The sequence below is a fragment of the Candidatus Viadribacter manganicus genome (assembly GCF_001679665.1).
Lineage (GTDB): Bacteria > Pseudomonadota > Alphaproteobacteria > Caulobacterales > Aquidulcibacteraceae > Vitreimonas > Vitreimonas manganica.
Genome location: NZ_CP013244.1, coordinates 2,639,228 through 2,654,301, shown reverse-complemented (window position 1 = coordinate 2,654,301; position 15,074 = coordinate 2,639,228). Strand labels below are relative to the sequence as shown.

The window sequence follows — 15,074 nt, the reverse complement described above, 5'->3', positions numbered from 1 at the left end:
CGCTGATCAACTATGGTTGTTCGCCGCCAACGCGATCCAGCGAAACCGCCAACATCGCGCGGAGTGCAGTCTCCATCGCCGGTTCATGAACGAAGAAGCGCGGATTGTGATTTGGGGCGGCCTCAGCCGCTGTCACCCCCGGCGGGTTCACGCCATAGAAGAAAAACACGCCAGGAACCGCCTGTTGGAAATAGGCAAAGTCCTCGGCCGGCATGACCGGCTGCCCGCCTTGAACGGCGTCTTCGCCGAGCGCGCGAACAACCGCCGCGCGCGTACGCGTCATCATTGCGGGCGGGTTCACGGTCGGGATCGCGTTCTCAGTGATCGTCACCTCAGCCGTCGCGCCGGTTGCGGCAGCGGTTTCGCTAATGGTGCGCCGAATACGCTCGTAGAAGCGCTCGCGTGTTTCCGGGTTGAGGTAACGCAGCGTGCCCTGCATTTGCACGTTTTGCGGAATGATGTTGTAGCGCACGCCGCCCTGGATCATCCCTATCGTTACGATCACAGGCGAGCTCACCGCATCCATCTGGCGCGACGGCACGGTCTGTAACGCATTGATAATCTGCGAAGACGCAACGATTGGATCGATGCCGGCGTGCGGCTGAGCGCCGTGGGTCTGACTGCCAGTCACCGTGATGTCGATGCGATCAGAGCCGGCCATCATAGGGCCGGAAATCATCGTAACGGCGCCGCTTGGCCCTGGCCAAGCGTGCAGACCGAACATCGCTTCAGGCTGCAGATCGCCGAACACGTTTTCCGCCAGCATCCGGCGGGCGCCGCCGAGACCGCCAGGAGGCGCGCCTTCTTCCGACGGTTGGAATACGAATATAACCGTGCCGGCAAGGTTTTCACGCTGCGCCGCGAGCACGGTCGCGGCCGCCATCAATACGGCAACGTGCGTATCGTGTCCGCACGCATGCATGATGCCAACATCTTGCCCGTTATAGTGGCCGCGCGCGTGTGAACGGAACGGCAGATCGCCCTCTTCCGTGACGGGCAAAGCGTCCATATCGGCGCGGAGCGCGATCACGGGGCCAGGACGGCCGCCGCGCAGCACGCCCACCACGCCAGTTTGAGCGACACCGGTGCGCACGTCCATCCGAAGCGAACGCAAATGCGCGGCAACCACGCGCGCGGTGCGAACTTCTTCATACGAAAGCTCGGGATGCTCATGGAAATCTCGCCGCCACGCGATCATGCGAGGGAGAACCGATTGAATCGAAGACTCTACACTAGAGTTGAAACCCGCTGCCGTCTGGGCGCTCGCAGAAGCTGCAAACACAAACAAGAGTGAGGCGGCAACCGCCAATTTCGCCAAGTGTTTCATGCTCGCCCCCAATGTTACCGCACGCCGGCCGCCAGCAGATCGTGCATGTGCACGACGCCGACCGGCTTTCCGTCTTCAACTGCAAACAACAGCGTGATCCGTTTTTCGTTCATGATCGCAATCGCATCCGCAATCGGCGCATCCGGCGCGATCGTCTTTGGATTGGCCGTCATGATCTCGCGCGCCGTCTTGGCGAACATTTCCGGTGAGAGCTTGCGGCGCAGGTCGCCGTCAGTGACGATGCCAATGAGTTTGCCATTCTCCACAACGCCGACAGCGCCAATGGCGCCTATGCTCATAGCCTTCATCGTATCGGCGACGGAAACGCTGGGCGAGATCAACGGATCGCTCTGACCAACGCGCATGACGTCAGTCACCTTTTTCAGCGCAGCGCCAAGCTTGCCACCCGGATGGATCGCACCGAAATGGTCGGCGGTGAAGCCGCGCGCTTTGATCAGCGCAACCGAGAGCGCATCGCCGAGCGCCAGGCACATCGTGGTCGAGATCGTCGGCGCCGGCGCCTCTTCGCTCGCCTCGCCGCATTCGGGCAGCACCAAAGCCGCCGTCGACGCTTTCGCCAAGGACGACCCCCGCTTGAACGTCATGCCGATGATCGGAACGTGAATGCGACGGCAATGGTAAAGAAGATCGGAAAGCTCCGCCGTCTCGCCCGAACGTGAAATCGCCAAGACGCAATCGGTCTCGACGATCATGCCGAGATCGCCGTGGCTGGCTTCCGCCGGGTGCACAAACTGCGCAGGCGTGCCAGTCGAGGCCAAGGTCGCCGCGATCTTGCGCGCGATGTGTCCGGATTTTCCCATTCCTGAGACGATCACCCGCCCTTTGGCTTCGGCCAACAATCGTGCGGCATGAACGAAGGGCTCGTTGAGAGCGCCAGCCAGCGCCTCCGCCAACTGATCCAGCGCGCGCGCCTCGGCGCGAATGGTATCTTGACCAGCCGCAACGGCAGCCTTCGGGTCGATAATGCTCATGCCCGCCCCTCTCGCACGCGCGCACCGAAAAGTCATCTGCGAGCAAGCGGTTGAGGTGGGCGCCGCTGACCTCTATGTGTCGGGCGCGCCATGACCCGCCGCTTCCTCACCGCATGAGCCTCCTGCAAACGCTCGGCTCGCCCGTCAATGGCGGCGCGGAAACCTATTTCGTCAGCCTGACAGGCGCGTTCGCGCGCGCGGGCATCGCTCAGGCGGCGGCGATACGCGCCCATGCCGGGCGCGAACACGAACTAAAGAGCCTTGGCGTTGCAACGCGCGTGCTGCCGTTTTCAAGACCATTCGATTTCACGACGCCGAACGCCATCAGTTCGCTGGCTCGCGAGCATGATGCCCGGATCGTCATTGCATGGATGAACCGCGCCGCAAGCCTCACGCCTGCCGGCCCATGGAAACGCATCGGGCGTTTGGGCGGATACTACAAACTTAAAAACTATCGGGGTTACGACGCTCTGGTCGGCAACACGCAAGACATCGTCGATTGGATCGTCAGCGAAGGCTGGCCGAAAGAACGCGCGCACTACGTTCCGAATTTCGCTGGCAAAGGCGGTGGCGAAAAAATCGATCGCGTAACGCTCAACACACCCGCTGACGCCCCGCTCCTCCTCGGCATGGGGCGCCTCCACACATCAAAAGCTCACGACGTTTCGCTGCGCGCTTTGAAACACTTGCCGGACGCCTATCTTTGGATCGCCGGAGATGGGCCGGACGAAGCGGTGCTGAAGTCCGAGGCGGTTGATTTGGGCGTTGGCGACCGTGTTCGCTTTCTCGGCTGGCGCGATGATGCGCCGGCGCTCTATCGCACCGCTGACGTTTGTGTATTTCCATCGCGGTTCGAACCCTTGGGCAACGTGGTCATTCAATCGTGGGCGCATGGGCTACCCGTGATCGCGGCGCGATCCGCAGGCCCAGGCGCACTTATCCGCGACGGCGAAGACGGATTTTTGATCGACATTGACGATGCTGAAGGGCTCGCAATGAAGACGCGCGCGCTCCTGGCCGACAAAGAACTAAGCGCGCGCTTTGTCGCCAATGGCGCCAAACGCGTCGAAACCGAGTTCTCAGAGGCCGCGGTCGTTGCTCAGTGGCGTTCGCTGTTCGATGCGATGGGAGGCCTTTAATGTGCGGCATCGCCGGGATCATCGGCGCACCCGAGGGCGCACGTGCACTTATCGAAGCTATCGCACATCGTGGACCAAACGGCATTCGCGTTGAGGAGAGCGAGCGCTATTCGCTGGCGCACGCGCGACTCTCGATCATCGATCTTGAAGGCGGTTGGCAGCCGTTGCACGCAGCGGGCTCAACCATCATCGGCAACGGAGAGATCTACAATTACATCGAGCTCGCCGGAGACTTCCAACTCAAGCAAAAGCTCTCTACCGGCTCGGATTTCGAGCCGTTGCTGCACATCTACGCACAGGAAGGCGAAGCCGCATTCGACCGCCTGCGCGGCATGTATGCGTTTTGCTTGATCGGCGTCGATGGGCGAACTTGGCTGGTGCGCGATCCTTTCGGAATTAAACCGCTTTACGTTCATGCACAGGGCGGCGCCGTTGCGTTTTCATCAGAGCCTCGCTCGTTTGGGCAAGCGCAGGTGAGCACGGCGATCTCAAACCAGGTCGCCGCGCTCCACTATACGCTCGAGAACGAAACAGCATGGCCCGGTGTCATTCGTCTCGAACCGGGCGAGATCATCGAAGTGATCCATGGCGTCCCCAAGCGCCACCGGGTGCGCTCGGCGCTGCCCTCACAACGGGCGCGGATCAGCGAAGAGGCCTCTGCAATCGCCGAACTCGATCGCGTTTTCGAAGATTCAATCAAGGTTCACCAGCGCTCAGACGTCCCCTACGGCCTCTTCCTCTCCGGCGGTATCGATAGCGCGACTGTCGCCACCATGATGGCGCGCCTAAATACCCGCCCTGTCGTCGCCTACACCTGCGGGTTCGACGCCGACGGCGCACGCGATGAGAGAGCGCAAGCCGAGCGCATTGCGCGCCAACTCAATCTCGATTGGAACAATGTAAGTTTTGGCGAAGAGGATTTTTGGTCAATCGCACCCCAGGTCGCATGGGCGATGGACGATCCCGTCGCGGACTATGCTTGCCTGCCGACATACAAGCTCGCGGAGCAAGCCAAGAAGCGACTGACTGTCGTGCTGACCGGCGAAGGCGGCGACGAGCTGTTCGGCGGCTATTCCCGCTACCGGCGCGCCCAGCGTCCAAAGTGGCTGGGCGGGCGCGTTGCCGAACCGCAAACCGACGCAATCTTCGGCAATGGCGCCATAGAAGCTTGGCGCAAACATGCGTCCCAGTTCGCTGGCCTCACCACGCTTCAGCAAGCGCAGTGCGCCGATATCGTCACCTGGCTGCCGAACGATCTACTTTTGAAGCTGGATCGGATGCTGATGGCCCATGGTCTCGAGGGTCGCACGCCGTTTCTCGATTCTGAAGTCGCAGCCTTCGCCTTCCACTTGCCCGACAATTTCAAAACCCGCGGCAAGTTCGGCAAATACATCCTGCGTGCGTGGCTCGAGAAAAACTGCCCCGCCGCCGAACCATGGGCGAAGAAAAAGGGCTTCACTGTGCCCGTCGCCGCTTGGATTGCGCCACGCTCTGGCGACCTCGCACAAACGTTGCCAAACGTCGAAGCCGTCCGCGCCGCGGCAAGCGCCGACACGATCCGCGCGATCTTCACCGACGAAACGCACGCAGCACTCCGCTATCCAATGCTGTTCTTAGGTTTGTGGGGCCGCATCCACACAGAAGGCGCAACGCCGGACGAAGCCCTAAAGAGCCTCATCTCGTGACCAGCTTCGAGTTCGTCTTTGGCCTTATCTCAATTATTACGTCGCTGGCGGTGACACATCTTATCGGCGGCCTGATCGCGTACGTGCGCCATCGCGCGCGCTTCTCGCTGCGTCACGCGCTCTGGAGCTGGACCGCCTTCGCGCTTGTGATCGCGAACTGGGCTTCGTTTTGGGATGACCGTGCGGTCAACTGGGAGCCGCGCGCGGTGCTGCTTTGGCTCGCGCTGATGATCTCGCTATACGCGTTCAGCGCCCTCACCGTTCCGGAGATGGAGCGCGGTGACAAGATCGATTTGGTTGCGTTTCATGAGAGCGACGGCAAGCGATACATCGCCGCGCACATTCTGTTCGCTGCCATCGTCGTCGCCAGCTTCGCCATCAACACAGCGAACGTCATAGATTGGCTAAGCGCCTCAAGCTTCGCGCTTGTTGGTTTGGCGCTCACTGTCGCCGCCCTTGTGGTGCGGCCGGTGCTGCTACAACAGGCCATCGCACTAGTGCTCGCTGCGTTCGGCACTTTCTTCATGCTCGTGCGCCTGAGCATTCTGGCTAGCTAAAGAAAATGGCGGGGCGGCTCCTTGGGCGGACTAAGGGCATGGGAGCGAAGCGGCCCCGCCAGGCGCGTGGTGGTTAGGCGACCACCGCTGCGCCAATCGCGACCAGTGGCAACGCCACGATCAAGAACAGCAGCGTCGAAATCGCCACCGATGCGATCTTCACCGGCAGCGGTGCGCCATGTTCGAGGGCTGAAATGTATGGGCCGGGGCGCATTGTCGTTCCTCCAAATCTGGGCCGAAATCTCTCGGCTACAGACCCAAAGTGGTGACCCCACCCCTTGAATCCGAACGAGGACTCTACGACTTGGTTGTGAGCGGAATTCACATCTAAAAGGGGGGGGGTCAAAGCCAATGTCGCTGCCCTCCCTCCAGACGCTCCGCGCCTTCGAGGCGGCCGCGCGTTTGAAGTCCTATTCCAAGGCCGCCGAAGAGCTCAGTCTCACCCACGGCGCCGTCAGCCATCGCATCCGCGAGCTTGAGCAGCGCGTAGGCGTCACGCTCTTCAAGCGCGCCGGCAATACCATGCAGCTCACGCCCGACGGCCAGCAGCTCGAAACCCAAGTCCGCCAGGGCCTCTCCATTCTCGAACAAGCTTTCCCGCCGCCGAAGGGCGCGCACTCCAAAGCACAGCGCCACATCATCATCACCGCCGTGCCGAGCCTTGCCTCAACCTGGCTCTTCTCGCGCCTCAGCGATTTCCGCGCCGAGCATCCGGAGATCGACATCGAACTGCGCGTCACCGAGGCGCTCAACGATTATCGCAAGGAAGGCATCGATCTCGGCATCCGCCTCGGCGCCGGCGGCTGGCCGGGCCTGCACTCAACCAAGCTGTTCGACGAAGCCCTCACGCCCGTCTGCAGCCCCGATTATCGCGACAAGCACAAGCTCATTGAACCCGCCGATCTCAAACGCGCCATGCTCTTGCGTAATCCCTGGACGCCATGGACGCGCTGGTTCCAAGCCGCCAACCTCGACTGGCCCGAACCCAACACCGGCCCCAAGATCGACGACAGCCCGCTGCTCTTGAAAGCCGCGCTCGCCGGCCAAGGCATCGCGCTCGGCCGCCAATGGCTTGCCATCGATGAAATCCGCGCCGGCCGCCTGGTGACGCCGTTCGACATCGCCGTCCGCGATAGCTTCGCTTACTGGCTCTGCTGGCCCACCGGCCGCCCCCCCAGCCCCGACGCCCAACGCTTCGCCACCTGGCTCCAAGCGCGGGCGGCTGCGGAAGAACCACCCTGCCCAATCAAGATCGCCGAAGCGGCGGAGTAGGCTCCGCCGATGCGAGCCATAGAAACCACCGCATCTGACAGCCTTTTCATACCTCCCCACCGCACGTGCGCGGTTGAGCCTGTAGCCGCCCCGGCCTATGTGTCGCTCTCCCACAAAGGACACCCATGACCCCGGCCAACGTCATCCGCATTCCGCGCGTTGAGAGCACCCCGCTTGAGATCGGTAATCACCTGCCGCTCACCTTTATCTGCGGCCCCTGCCAACTCGAAAGCCGCGAACATGCGCTGGAGACGGCGGAGTTTTTGCGCGACGTGTTCACGCGCGCCGGCGCCGGGTTCATTTACAAAACCAGTTTCGACAAGGCGAACCGCTCCAGCCTCAGCACCAAGCGCGGCGCCGGCTTCGACAAGTCCGCGCCGATCTTCGAAGAAATTCGCAAAAAAATCGGCGTTCCAGTGATCACCGACGTTCACCTGCCTGAGCAATGCGCCGAAGTCGCTGAAGTCGTCGATGTACTGCAAATCCCGGCTTTCCTCTGCCGCCAAACCGATTTGCTCATCGCCGCCGCCGAAACTGGCAAAGCGATCAACGTCAAGAAGGGCCAGTTCCTGGCGCCTTGGGACATGAAGAACGTGATCGCGAAGATCACCGGCAGCGGCAATCCGAACGTGATGGCCTGCGAGCGCGGCGCTAGCTTCGGCTACAATACGCTGGTTTCCGACATGCGCGCGCTGCCGATCATGAAGAGCTTCGGCGCGCCGGTCGTGTTCGATGCAACGCACTCTGTGCAGCAACCAGGCGGACGCGGCGATACCAGCGGCGGCGAGCGCCAATTCGTGCCGATCTTGGCGCGGGCGGCAGTCGCAATCGGTGTTGCGGCGGTCTTCCTCGAAGCTCACCCCGATCCGGACAACGCGCCGAGCGATGGCCCGAACATGGTGCCGTTCGATCAGCTCGAAGATCTCGTTCGCGATCTCATCGCGTTCGATCGACTAGCCAAACAAACTGCGGTCGCTGCCGAATAGCGCGCGTAACCACAAGTACGGGCGCAAAGAGCGAAAACGCGCCCCGTGTTTGAGGAAATTTCTGCGCAAAAATGCGTTATAACGACCGGCACAATCAACTTAGCGCCGGTTTCACCGCAAGCACCCTGCTAACATTTTTTCGCTGATTGCTGGTCCGCGACCAAGCCTTCGTCAGCGCGTGGTTGTTTAGTAGCGGCGCTCACGCGTCCCCCTAATATGACGATTTCGCGGATTGGTTTACGCGCCACGGAGACCACAGCCCTGTGGCGCGTTTTCTTCAAGATGTTTCGAGGCGTAAACAGCCTCGGCGCCTCGCCATATTCACAGGTCCAGCGAACACCCATAAGCACGGGCCATGTTCGAACGGCGCATTCTCGTCACCGGCGGCTCCGGCTTCCTCGGCTCACACTTGTGCGATCGGCTTGTTGCGCGCGGCGATGACGTTGTTTGCGCGGACAATCTGTTCACCGGCCGCAAGCGCAACATCGCGCATTTGCTGAACCGTCCGAACTTTGAATTCCTGCGCCACGACGTGACGTTCCCGCTCTATGTCGAGGTCGATCAGATCTACAATTTGGCGTGCCCCGCCTCCCCGGTTCACTACCAGCACGACCCTGTGCAAACCACGAAGACCAGCGTTCACGGCGCCATCAACATGCTGGGATTAGCCAAACGCCTACGCGCGCGCATATTTCAAGCATCCACGTCCGAAGTGTACGGTGATCCGGACGTGCATCCGCAACCGGAAGAGTATTGGGGCCGCGTCAACCCAATCGGCATCCGCTCTTGCTACGATGAGGGCAAACGCTGCGCCGAGACCTTATTCTTCGACTACTACCGCCAACACAAACTGGACATTCGCGTCGCGCGTATCTTCAACACCTATGGCCCGCGCATGCACCCAAGCGATGGGCGCGTCGTCTCGAACTTCATCGTTCAAGCGCTCAAGGGTGAAGACATCACGCTTTATGGCGACGGCCTACAGACACGCTCATTTTGCTATGTCGATGACCTGATCGATGCGTTCGTCACATTCATGGATACGGACGGCGACCTGCCAGGCCCGATCAATCTCGGCAATCCGAACGAGTTCACGATCAAACAACTTGCAGAAGCCGTGATCGACCTGACGGGCGCAAAATCGAAACTCGTATTCAAACCGCTGCCGAGCGATGACCCAAAGCAACGCCAACCAAACATCGACAAAGCGCGCGAGATTTTGAACTGGCAGCCCAAAATCCAGCTGCGCGACGGACTTATCAAAACGATCGAATATTTCGATGGCCTGATGAAGGAAGGCGACCCGCTCATTGTCGCTCTGAGATAGCTTTCGCTATCGCTAATCCCACTGGGCGAAAAACGCCGCATTCAACGCACGCGCCTGTTCTCCCATCAGACCAACATCAACAAGTACACCGGCCGCGCGCAAACGCTCAGCGCCAGCGCCTGCCACGAGCGGATGAGGATCACCCACCGCTATAAAAGCGTGCGCAATCCCATGCTGGATCAAGATTTCGGAGCAGGACGCAGCTCCAGTGCTGCGCTTGGCGCAAGGTTCAAGCGTAACGTAGGCCACTGCGCCACGCGCCTTTTCACCCGCTTGCGCGAGAGCAACTTCTTCAGCATGCGGCCGGCCACCAAGAGCAGTCGCGCCTTCGCCAACAATCACGCCGTCCTTGACGATCACGCAGCCGACGGAGGGATTGTCGCCTGTGCGCCCCGCTCCGGGTGCGGCGAGTTCAAGCGCCCGCTGCATGAAGGCGGCGTCACTCACGCAGGCAACGCCGGCAATTTCTCAGCGCGTGCCTCATCGAGATAGCGCACCGACACCGGCTTCAAATTCCCATCCAGCTCGATCATGAGCGGGTTGCCGGTCGGGATCTCGACATGGACAATCTCGCTGTCGGGGACGTTGAAGAGATGCTTCACGATGGCGCGCAGCGAATTGCCGTGGGCGGCGATGATGAGATTTTTGCCCGCCTTCAGATCGGCGGCGATCTTCTCATTCCAATACGGAAGCACCCGATCGAGCGTCAGCTTGAGCGACTCCGTTTGTGGAACTTCAACGCCGGCATAGCGGCGGTCCTTGGAGAGATCGAACGCGCCGCCCGCTTCAAGCGGCGGCGGCGGCACATCGTAAGAACGCCGCCAGAGCGTAACCTGCTGCTCGCCATGCTTGGCGGCCGTCTCGGCCTTATCGAGGCCTGTCAGGGCTCCGTAATGGCGCTCGTTGAGCCGCCAATCCCGCTCCACTGGAAGCCAAGCCAGCTTGGCGGCCTCAGTTGCCAAAGAACCGGTCCGGATCGCCCGGGTTTGCAGTGATGTGAACAACTTATCGAAGGGTATGCCACTTGCGGCCAAAAGCTCGCCCGAGCGCCGCGCCTGCGCCTCGCCCTGCGCCGTGAGGTCGACATCGACCCAACCGGTGAAGCGATTTTCCAGATTCCACTGGCTTTGGCCGTGGCGCAGCAAGGTGAGAAAGGGCATGGGCGGCCTCCTCCCAGTCGGGGTCGCAGTCGTCAAGAGCCGAAGGCGCTTGGACGCGGGTGCGCCTTGAGGTTAAACCGGGCCCGATGCGCAACTGGCTGTTTCACCCGATTATCTTCTATCCGCTGGCGATCCTGTTCTCTGCGCTCGTCATTGTGGTGAGCCTTGAGCCGCAATCTTGGCCCCGCGAACCCGCGCAAGTGGCGGGCGTTCAGGATGGCGAGTGGTTGGTGTTCGAGGGCCAGAGCTTCAATTCGCCCGATCCCGGCGCCGAAGAAATGACTGTTGTGCGTGACTATTGGGGCCGCGCACTGACGATGCGCATCGCTCAGCCTCGCGCCCAGCCAGAGCCGCAACCGGAAGAGGACGGCACACGCCTCTTGCTCACGCCCGAAGATGGGAATGCATTGAGCGGCCGGCCGCTGGTCGTTGAAATCAGTTACAATCCCTCGCCGGTGAACGCGGCCGAGCGCCTCGCGGTCAGTTTGCGGAGCGGCGATGGCGGGCCATCGCCCTGGACTTCACAAGAGGCGCCGCCCCAAACGGCGACACTGCGCTTCAATTTGCCGGCGCGAAGTTCAGTTAACGCCATAGGGGTTCGGGCCATGAGCCGCTCGGATGATCAGGCCTACGGCATTGAGATTACGCGTATTCGCATTTTGACACGCACCTAGGACGGAGCGGCGGATTGAAATTCGCGGCCATATCCATCACACCGCCCTCCACATTCCCACCGATTTGGAACTGACCCCATGCTGCCTGCGCCCCGCGCAAGCCTCGCGCCCAATTCCGCTGACTTCGAAGCCCTCCCGCTGGTGAAGCCGACGGGCTTTCGCGAGTACGACGCGCGCTGGTGGTTTGGCATCCAGGGCAATCAAAAGCCGCCCGAACTCAACTTGCTTGGCGTGCAGGCGCTTGGCCTTGGTCTCGGCACGCTTATCCACGAATTCGGCGTCGCGCCGCGCATCGTCGTCGGCCATGATTTCCGCTTCTACTCCACCTCAATCAAACAGGCGCTGACTGTTGGCCTGATGCAGGCCGGCATCGAAGTGAACGACATTGGCCTTGCGCTTTCACCGACCGCTTACTTCGCGCAATTCGCGCTCGATATTCCGTGCGTCGCTATGGTGACGGCGAGCCACAACGAAAATGGCTGGACCGGTGTGAAGATGGGCGCCGACAAACCGCTCACCTTTGGCCCCGACGAAATGGGCAAGCTCCGCGACATCGTACTCGGCGGACACTTCAAGGAACGCTCGGGCGGCGCCTACAAGCGCATCGAAGGCATGCGCGAGCGCTACATCGCCGACATCGTCGCCCGCGTGAAGCTCACCCGCCCGATCAAGGTCATAGCCGCGTGCGGCAATGGCACAGCGGGCGCATTTGCGCCGGAAGCCCTCCGCCGGATGGGTGCGGAAGTCATCGATCTCCACACCGCGCTCGACTGGACGTTCCCGCACTACAACGCAAATCCCGAAGACAGCGAAATGCTGCACGACATGGCGGCGGCGGTGAAAGCACATGGCGCCGATCTGGCGCTCGGCTTCGACGGTGACGGCGATCGCTGCGGCGTCGTCGACGACCAAGGCGATGAAATCTTCGCCGACAAAGTGGGTCTCATGCTAGCGCGCGATCTAAGCGCCTCGCACAAGAACGCGACATTCGTCGCCGATGTGAAGTCCACCGGACTTTACGCCATTGATCCAGTGCTAAAAGCGAACGGCGCGAAGGTCGATTATTGGAAGACCGGCCACTCCTACATCAAGCGCCGCACCACCGAACTCGGCGCCCTCGCAGGCTTTGAAAAGTCCGGTCACTTCTTCTTCCGCCAGCCGCTGGGGCTGGGTTATGACGACGGAATCGTCGCCGCCGCCGCTGTGCTCGCGATGCTTGACCGCAATCCAGGCAAGAAGCTCAGCGAACTGAAGAACGCTTTGCCGAAGAGCTATACGTCGCTGACAATGAGCCCGCATTGCGATGACGAGAAGAAATACGGCATCGTCGATCGTGTTGTTGCCGATTACCAAAAGCTCGCCGCCGACGGCGGCAAGATCCTTGGCCGCTCCATTCGTGACGTGAATACCGTAAACGGCGCGCGGGTTACCCTCGAAGACGGCGCATGGGTGCTGGTGCGCGCCTCATCAAACAAGCCTGAACTTGTTGTCGTGGTTGAAAGCATGACCAGCGACGCCGACATGAAGGCGCTCTTCCGCGAAGAAATAAAACCACGTCTCGCCCGCTTCGAAGAAGTCGGCGCCTATAATCAGGAAATCTAAGCATGCGCGTTACAATGATTGGCACCGGCTATGTGGGCCTCGTCTCCGGCGCCTGCTTTGCCGACTTTGGCCACACGGTGACGTGCGTCGACAAGGACGCCGGCAAGATCGCACGTCTTCAGAAGGGCGAAATCCCGATCTTCGAACCGGGCCTTGATGAGCTGGTCAAAGACAACGTCGAACAAGGTCGCCTCTTCTTCACGACAGACCCAACCGCCGCGATCCGCGATGCGGACGCTGTGTTCATCGCCGTCGGCACGCCCTCACGCCGCGGCGACGGCCACGCCGATCTCTCCTACGTTTACGCCGCCGCCGAAGAGATCGCCGGATTGATGAACGGCTACACGGTCGTCGTCACCAAATCGACGGTGCCGGTCGGCACCGGCGATGAAGTCGAAGCCATCATCAAGAAGACGAACCCGAGCGCCGATTTCGCCGTCGTCTCCAACCCGGAATTCCTGCGCGAAGGCGCCGCCATCGGCGACTTCAAGCGCCCGGACCGTGTCGTCGTCGGCACCAACGACGAGCGTGCGCGTGAAGTGATGCGCCAGCTTTATCGCCCGCTCTCACTTAACGAGACGCCGATGGTGTTCACTGAGCGCCGCACCTCGGAGCTGATCAAATACGCCGGCAACGGCTTCCTGGCGATGAAGATCACCTTCATCAACGAAATCGCCGATCTCTGCGAAGCCGTCGGCGCCAACGTGCAGGAAGTCGCCAAAGGCATTGGCCTAGACAATCGCATCGGACGCAAGTTTTTGAACGCTGGCCCCGGCTATGGCGGCTCGTGCTTTCCAAAGGACACGCTGGCGCTGATGAAGACCGCGCGCGACAACAATGCGCCGATCGAACTTATCGAAGCAACGGTGCGCGTGAACTCCGCACGTAAACAGAAGATGGCGCAGAAAATCATTGAGGCACTGGGCGGCAGTGTCGCCGGCAAAACAGTCGCGGTGCTGGGCCTCACCTTCAAGCCGAACACGGACGACATGCGCGACGCCCCTGCGCTCGACATCGTGCCGACACTGCAGGCCGAAGGCGCAAAGATCCGCGCATTCGATCCTGAAGGCATGAACGAAGCCAAGCATATGCTGAAGGACGTCCAGTTCGCGACCGGGCCCTATGATTGCGTCCAAAACGCCGACGCTGTGGTGATCATCACCGAGTGGGATCAATTCCGCGCGCTCGATCTGGATCGCATCAAAGACGCGCTGAAAACGCCAACCGTGATCGACCTCCGCAACATCTACCGTCCCGATGAGATGCGTGCGAAGGGCTTCAAATATGTGAGCGTCGGGCGAGCTTAAAGGCCTTAGCAACGGCTCACAGCGAGCGCGCAAACCGACATTGAGCGATTAGGCCTGCGCCTCGACGACGCTGTGCCACTTCCAAGCATCGGCGATGATTCGATCGATGCCCCGCGAAGGCGCCCAACCTAGTTCGCGCAGCGCCAAAGAATTATCAGCCAGCAACGCTGGAGAATCGCCGTCACGGCGCGGCGCTGGGACGATCGGCACACGTTGACCGGTGACGCGCTCGATCGCTGCAATCAACTCGCGCACAGTAACGCCATCACCAGTGCCGAGATTGGCTGCGAGACTTGCGCCACCGCTGAGCAGACGCTCAACCGCGCGCACGTGCGCGTCAGCCAGATCAAGGACGTGGACGTAATCACGCAAGCACGTGCCATCGCGCGTATCATAGTCCTCGCCAAAAATGCGGAATGTTTCGCGACGGCCCAGCAGGGTGAACAGAGCAAGCGGGATTGCGTGACTCTCCGGCTCGTGACTCTCGCCCAGCCCCTCGCCCCACGCAGCGCCCGCAGCATTGAAGTAGCGCAAGTGCGCGTATGATCCACCACGCGCTGTCGCGGCAGCCTCGCTCAGGCGCTCGGCGTCGAGCTTGTTTTGGCCGTAGGGGCTGGCAGGCGCGTAGCGGTGCGCTTCGTCCATCGGCAAGCGCTCGGGCACGCCATAAACGGCGCACGATGAGGAGAAGACAAACGCCCGCGCACCCGTCTCATGCATGGCGCCGAGCAGAACTTGCGTACCGCGCACATTTACGTCGTGAAAGCGCTCGGGATGCTTTACCGACTCGCCCACTTCAATCAGCGCGGCGCAGTGCAAAACGGCGTCCGGCCGGTGCTTGACGAACACCTCACGCAGACGCGGAGCGTCGCGGATATCACCTTCTTCTAAAGGCCCCCATTTCGCGAACTTGGCGTGGCCATTGGAGAGATCATCGTAAACGACGACCTGATGCCCCGCCCTTGAAAGCGCGAGACAGCAATGCGAGCCCACATAGCCCGCGCCGCCGGTTACAAGAATTGTCGCCATCCTCGCGTCCTGTTAGA

At 61.3% G+C, this 15,074-nt stretch carries 15 protein-coding genes; 9 read left to right on the top strand and 6 right to left on the bottom strand.

The genetic code is table 11. The features are described 5' to 3' along the window. Window positions 1-10: 10 nt before the first annotated feature. Window positions 11-1,198, bottom strand: coding sequence for an amidohydrolase (locus ATE48_RS13525; protein WP_228126624.1), 1,188 nt, complete (start codon window positions 1,196-1,198; stop codon window positions 11-13). A gap of 143 nt (window positions 1,199-1,341) precedes the next feature. Further along, the gene (locus ATE48_RS13520; RefSeq protein ID WP_066772352.1) at window positions 1,342-2,319 is read right to left on the bottom strand and encodes a KpsF/GutQ family sugar-phosphate isomerase; all 978 of its coding nucleotides are present in this window, start codon (window positions 2,317-2,319) and stop codon (window positions 1,342-1,344) included. A 113-nt stretch (window positions 2,320-2,432) separates the two neighbouring features. Here ATE48_RS13520 and ATE48_RS13515 point away from each other — a divergent pair, with 113 nt between their 5' ends. Genes ATE48_RS13515 through ATE48_RS13505 form a run of 3 tightly spaced genes read left to right on the top strand, consistent with a single transcriptional unit; the run spans window position 2,433 to window position 5,700 of the window. Next, window positions 2,433-3,458, top strand: a complete 1,026-nt coding sequence (locus ATE48_RS13515; protein ID WP_066772351.1) for a glycosyltransferase — start codon at window positions 2,433-2,435, stop codon at window positions 3,456-3,458. Next, a complete protein-coding gene (gene asnB / locus ATE48_RS13510) occupies window positions 3,458-5,143 on the top strand; it encodes an asparagine synthase (glutamine-hydrolyzing) (RefSeq protein WP_066772350.1) in 1,686 nt (561 codons plus the stop codon). The genes ATE48_RS13515 and asnB overlap by 1 nt, the downstream gene beginning before the upstream one ends. Then, a complete protein-coding gene (locus ATE48_RS13505) occupies window positions 5,140-5,700 on the top strand; it encodes a hypothetical protein (protein WP_066772348.1) in 561 nt (186 codons plus the stop codon). The genes asnB and ATE48_RS13505 overlap by 4 nt, the downstream gene beginning before the upstream one ends. 73 nt (window positions 5,701-5,773) lie before the next feature. Here ATE48_RS13505 and ATE48_RS19800 read toward each other — a convergent pair whose 3' ends face one another. Continuing rightward, window positions 5,774-5,914, bottom strand: coding sequence for a hypothetical protein (locus tag ATE48_RS19800; RefSeq protein ID WP_156767767.1), 141 nt, complete (start codon window positions 5,912-5,914; stop codon window positions 5,774-5,776). A 137-nt stretch (window positions 5,915-6,051) separates the two neighbouring features. Here ATE48_RS19800 and gcvA point away from each other — a divergent pair, with 137 nt between their 5' ends. The 3 genes from gcvA to ATE48_RS13490 all read left to right on the top strand — a co-directional run bounded on the left by gcvA (window position 6,052) and on the right by ATE48_RS13490 (window position 9,285). After that, entirely contained in the window at window positions 6,052-6,972 is a 921-nt protein-coding gene (gene gcvA, locus ATE48_RS13500) for a transcriptional regulator GcvA (protein WP_066772346.1), read from the top strand. A gap of 125 nt (window positions 6,973-7,097) precedes the next feature. Next, entirely contained in the window at window positions 7,098-7,958 is an 861-nt protein-coding gene (kdsA, locus tag ATE48_RS13495; RefSeq protein WP_066772344.1) for a 3-deoxy-8-phosphooctulonate synthase, read from the top strand. Between the two features lie 355 nt (window positions 7,959-8,313). Next, complete coding sequence (locus tag ATE48_RS13490) at window positions 8,314-9,285, top strand: UDP-glucuronic acid decarboxylase family protein (RefSeq protein ID WP_066772342.1); 972 nt, start codon at window positions 8,314-8,316, stop codon at window positions 9,283-9,285. Between the two features lie 12 nt (window positions 9,286-9,297). On the opposite strand, the gene ATE48_RS13485 is transcribed toward ATE48_RS13490, so the two are convergent. Both ATE48_RS13485 and gpmA read right to left on the bottom strand, forming a co-directional pair. Next, the gene (locus ATE48_RS13485; RefSeq protein ID WP_228126623.1) at window positions 9,298-9,732 is read right to left on the bottom strand and encodes a bifunctional diaminohydroxyphosphoribosylaminopyrimidine deaminase/5-amino-6-(5-phosphoribosylamino)uracil reductase RibD; all 435 of its coding nucleotides are present in this window, start codon (window positions 9,730-9,732) and stop codon (window positions 9,298-9,300) included. Then, window positions 9,729-10,445 (bottom strand): 2,3-diphosphoglycerate-dependent phosphoglycerate mutase, encoded by a 717-nt coding sequence (gene gpmA / locus ATE48_RS13480; RefSeq protein WP_066772340.1) that lies wholly within the window; start codon window positions 10,443-10,445, stop codon window positions 9,729-9,731. Before gpmA ends, ATE48_RS13485 begins: the two co-directional genes overlap by 4 nt. Window positions 10,446-10,531: 86 nt before the next feature. Between gpmA and ATE48_RS13475 the strand changes: the two genes are divergently transcribed. The 3 genes from ATE48_RS13475 to ATE48_RS13465 all read left to right on the top strand — a co-directional run bounded on the left by ATE48_RS13475 (window position 10,532) and on the right by ATE48_RS13465 (window position 14,028). Then, complete coding sequence (locus ATE48_RS13475) at window positions 10,532-11,119, top strand: hypothetical protein (RefSeq protein ID WP_066772338.1); 588 nt, start codon at window positions 10,532-10,534, stop codon at window positions 11,117-11,119. Between the two features lie 78 nt (window positions 11,120-11,197). After that, window positions 11,198-12,721, top strand: coding sequence for a phosphomannomutase/phosphoglucomutase (locus ATE48_RS13470; RefSeq protein WP_066772336.1), 1,524 nt, complete (start codon window positions 11,198-11,200; stop codon window positions 12,719-12,721). Window positions 12,722-12,723: 2 nt separating this feature from the next. Further along, window positions 12,724-14,028 (top strand): UDP-glucose dehydrogenase family protein, encoded by a 1,305-nt coding sequence (locus ATE48_RS13465; protein ID WP_066772334.1) that lies wholly within the window; start codon window positions 12,724-12,726, stop codon window positions 14,026-14,028. 48 nt (window positions 14,029-14,076) lie between these two features. Here ATE48_RS13465 and galE read toward each other — a convergent pair whose 3' ends face one another. Then, the gene (galE, locus tag ATE48_RS13460; protein WP_066772332.1) at window positions 14,077-15,057 is read right to left on the bottom strand and encodes a UDP-glucose 4-epimerase GalE; all 981 of its coding nucleotides are present in this window, start codon (window positions 15,055-15,057) and stop codon (window positions 14,077-14,079) included. Window positions 15,058-15,074 lie beyond the last annotated feature (17 nt).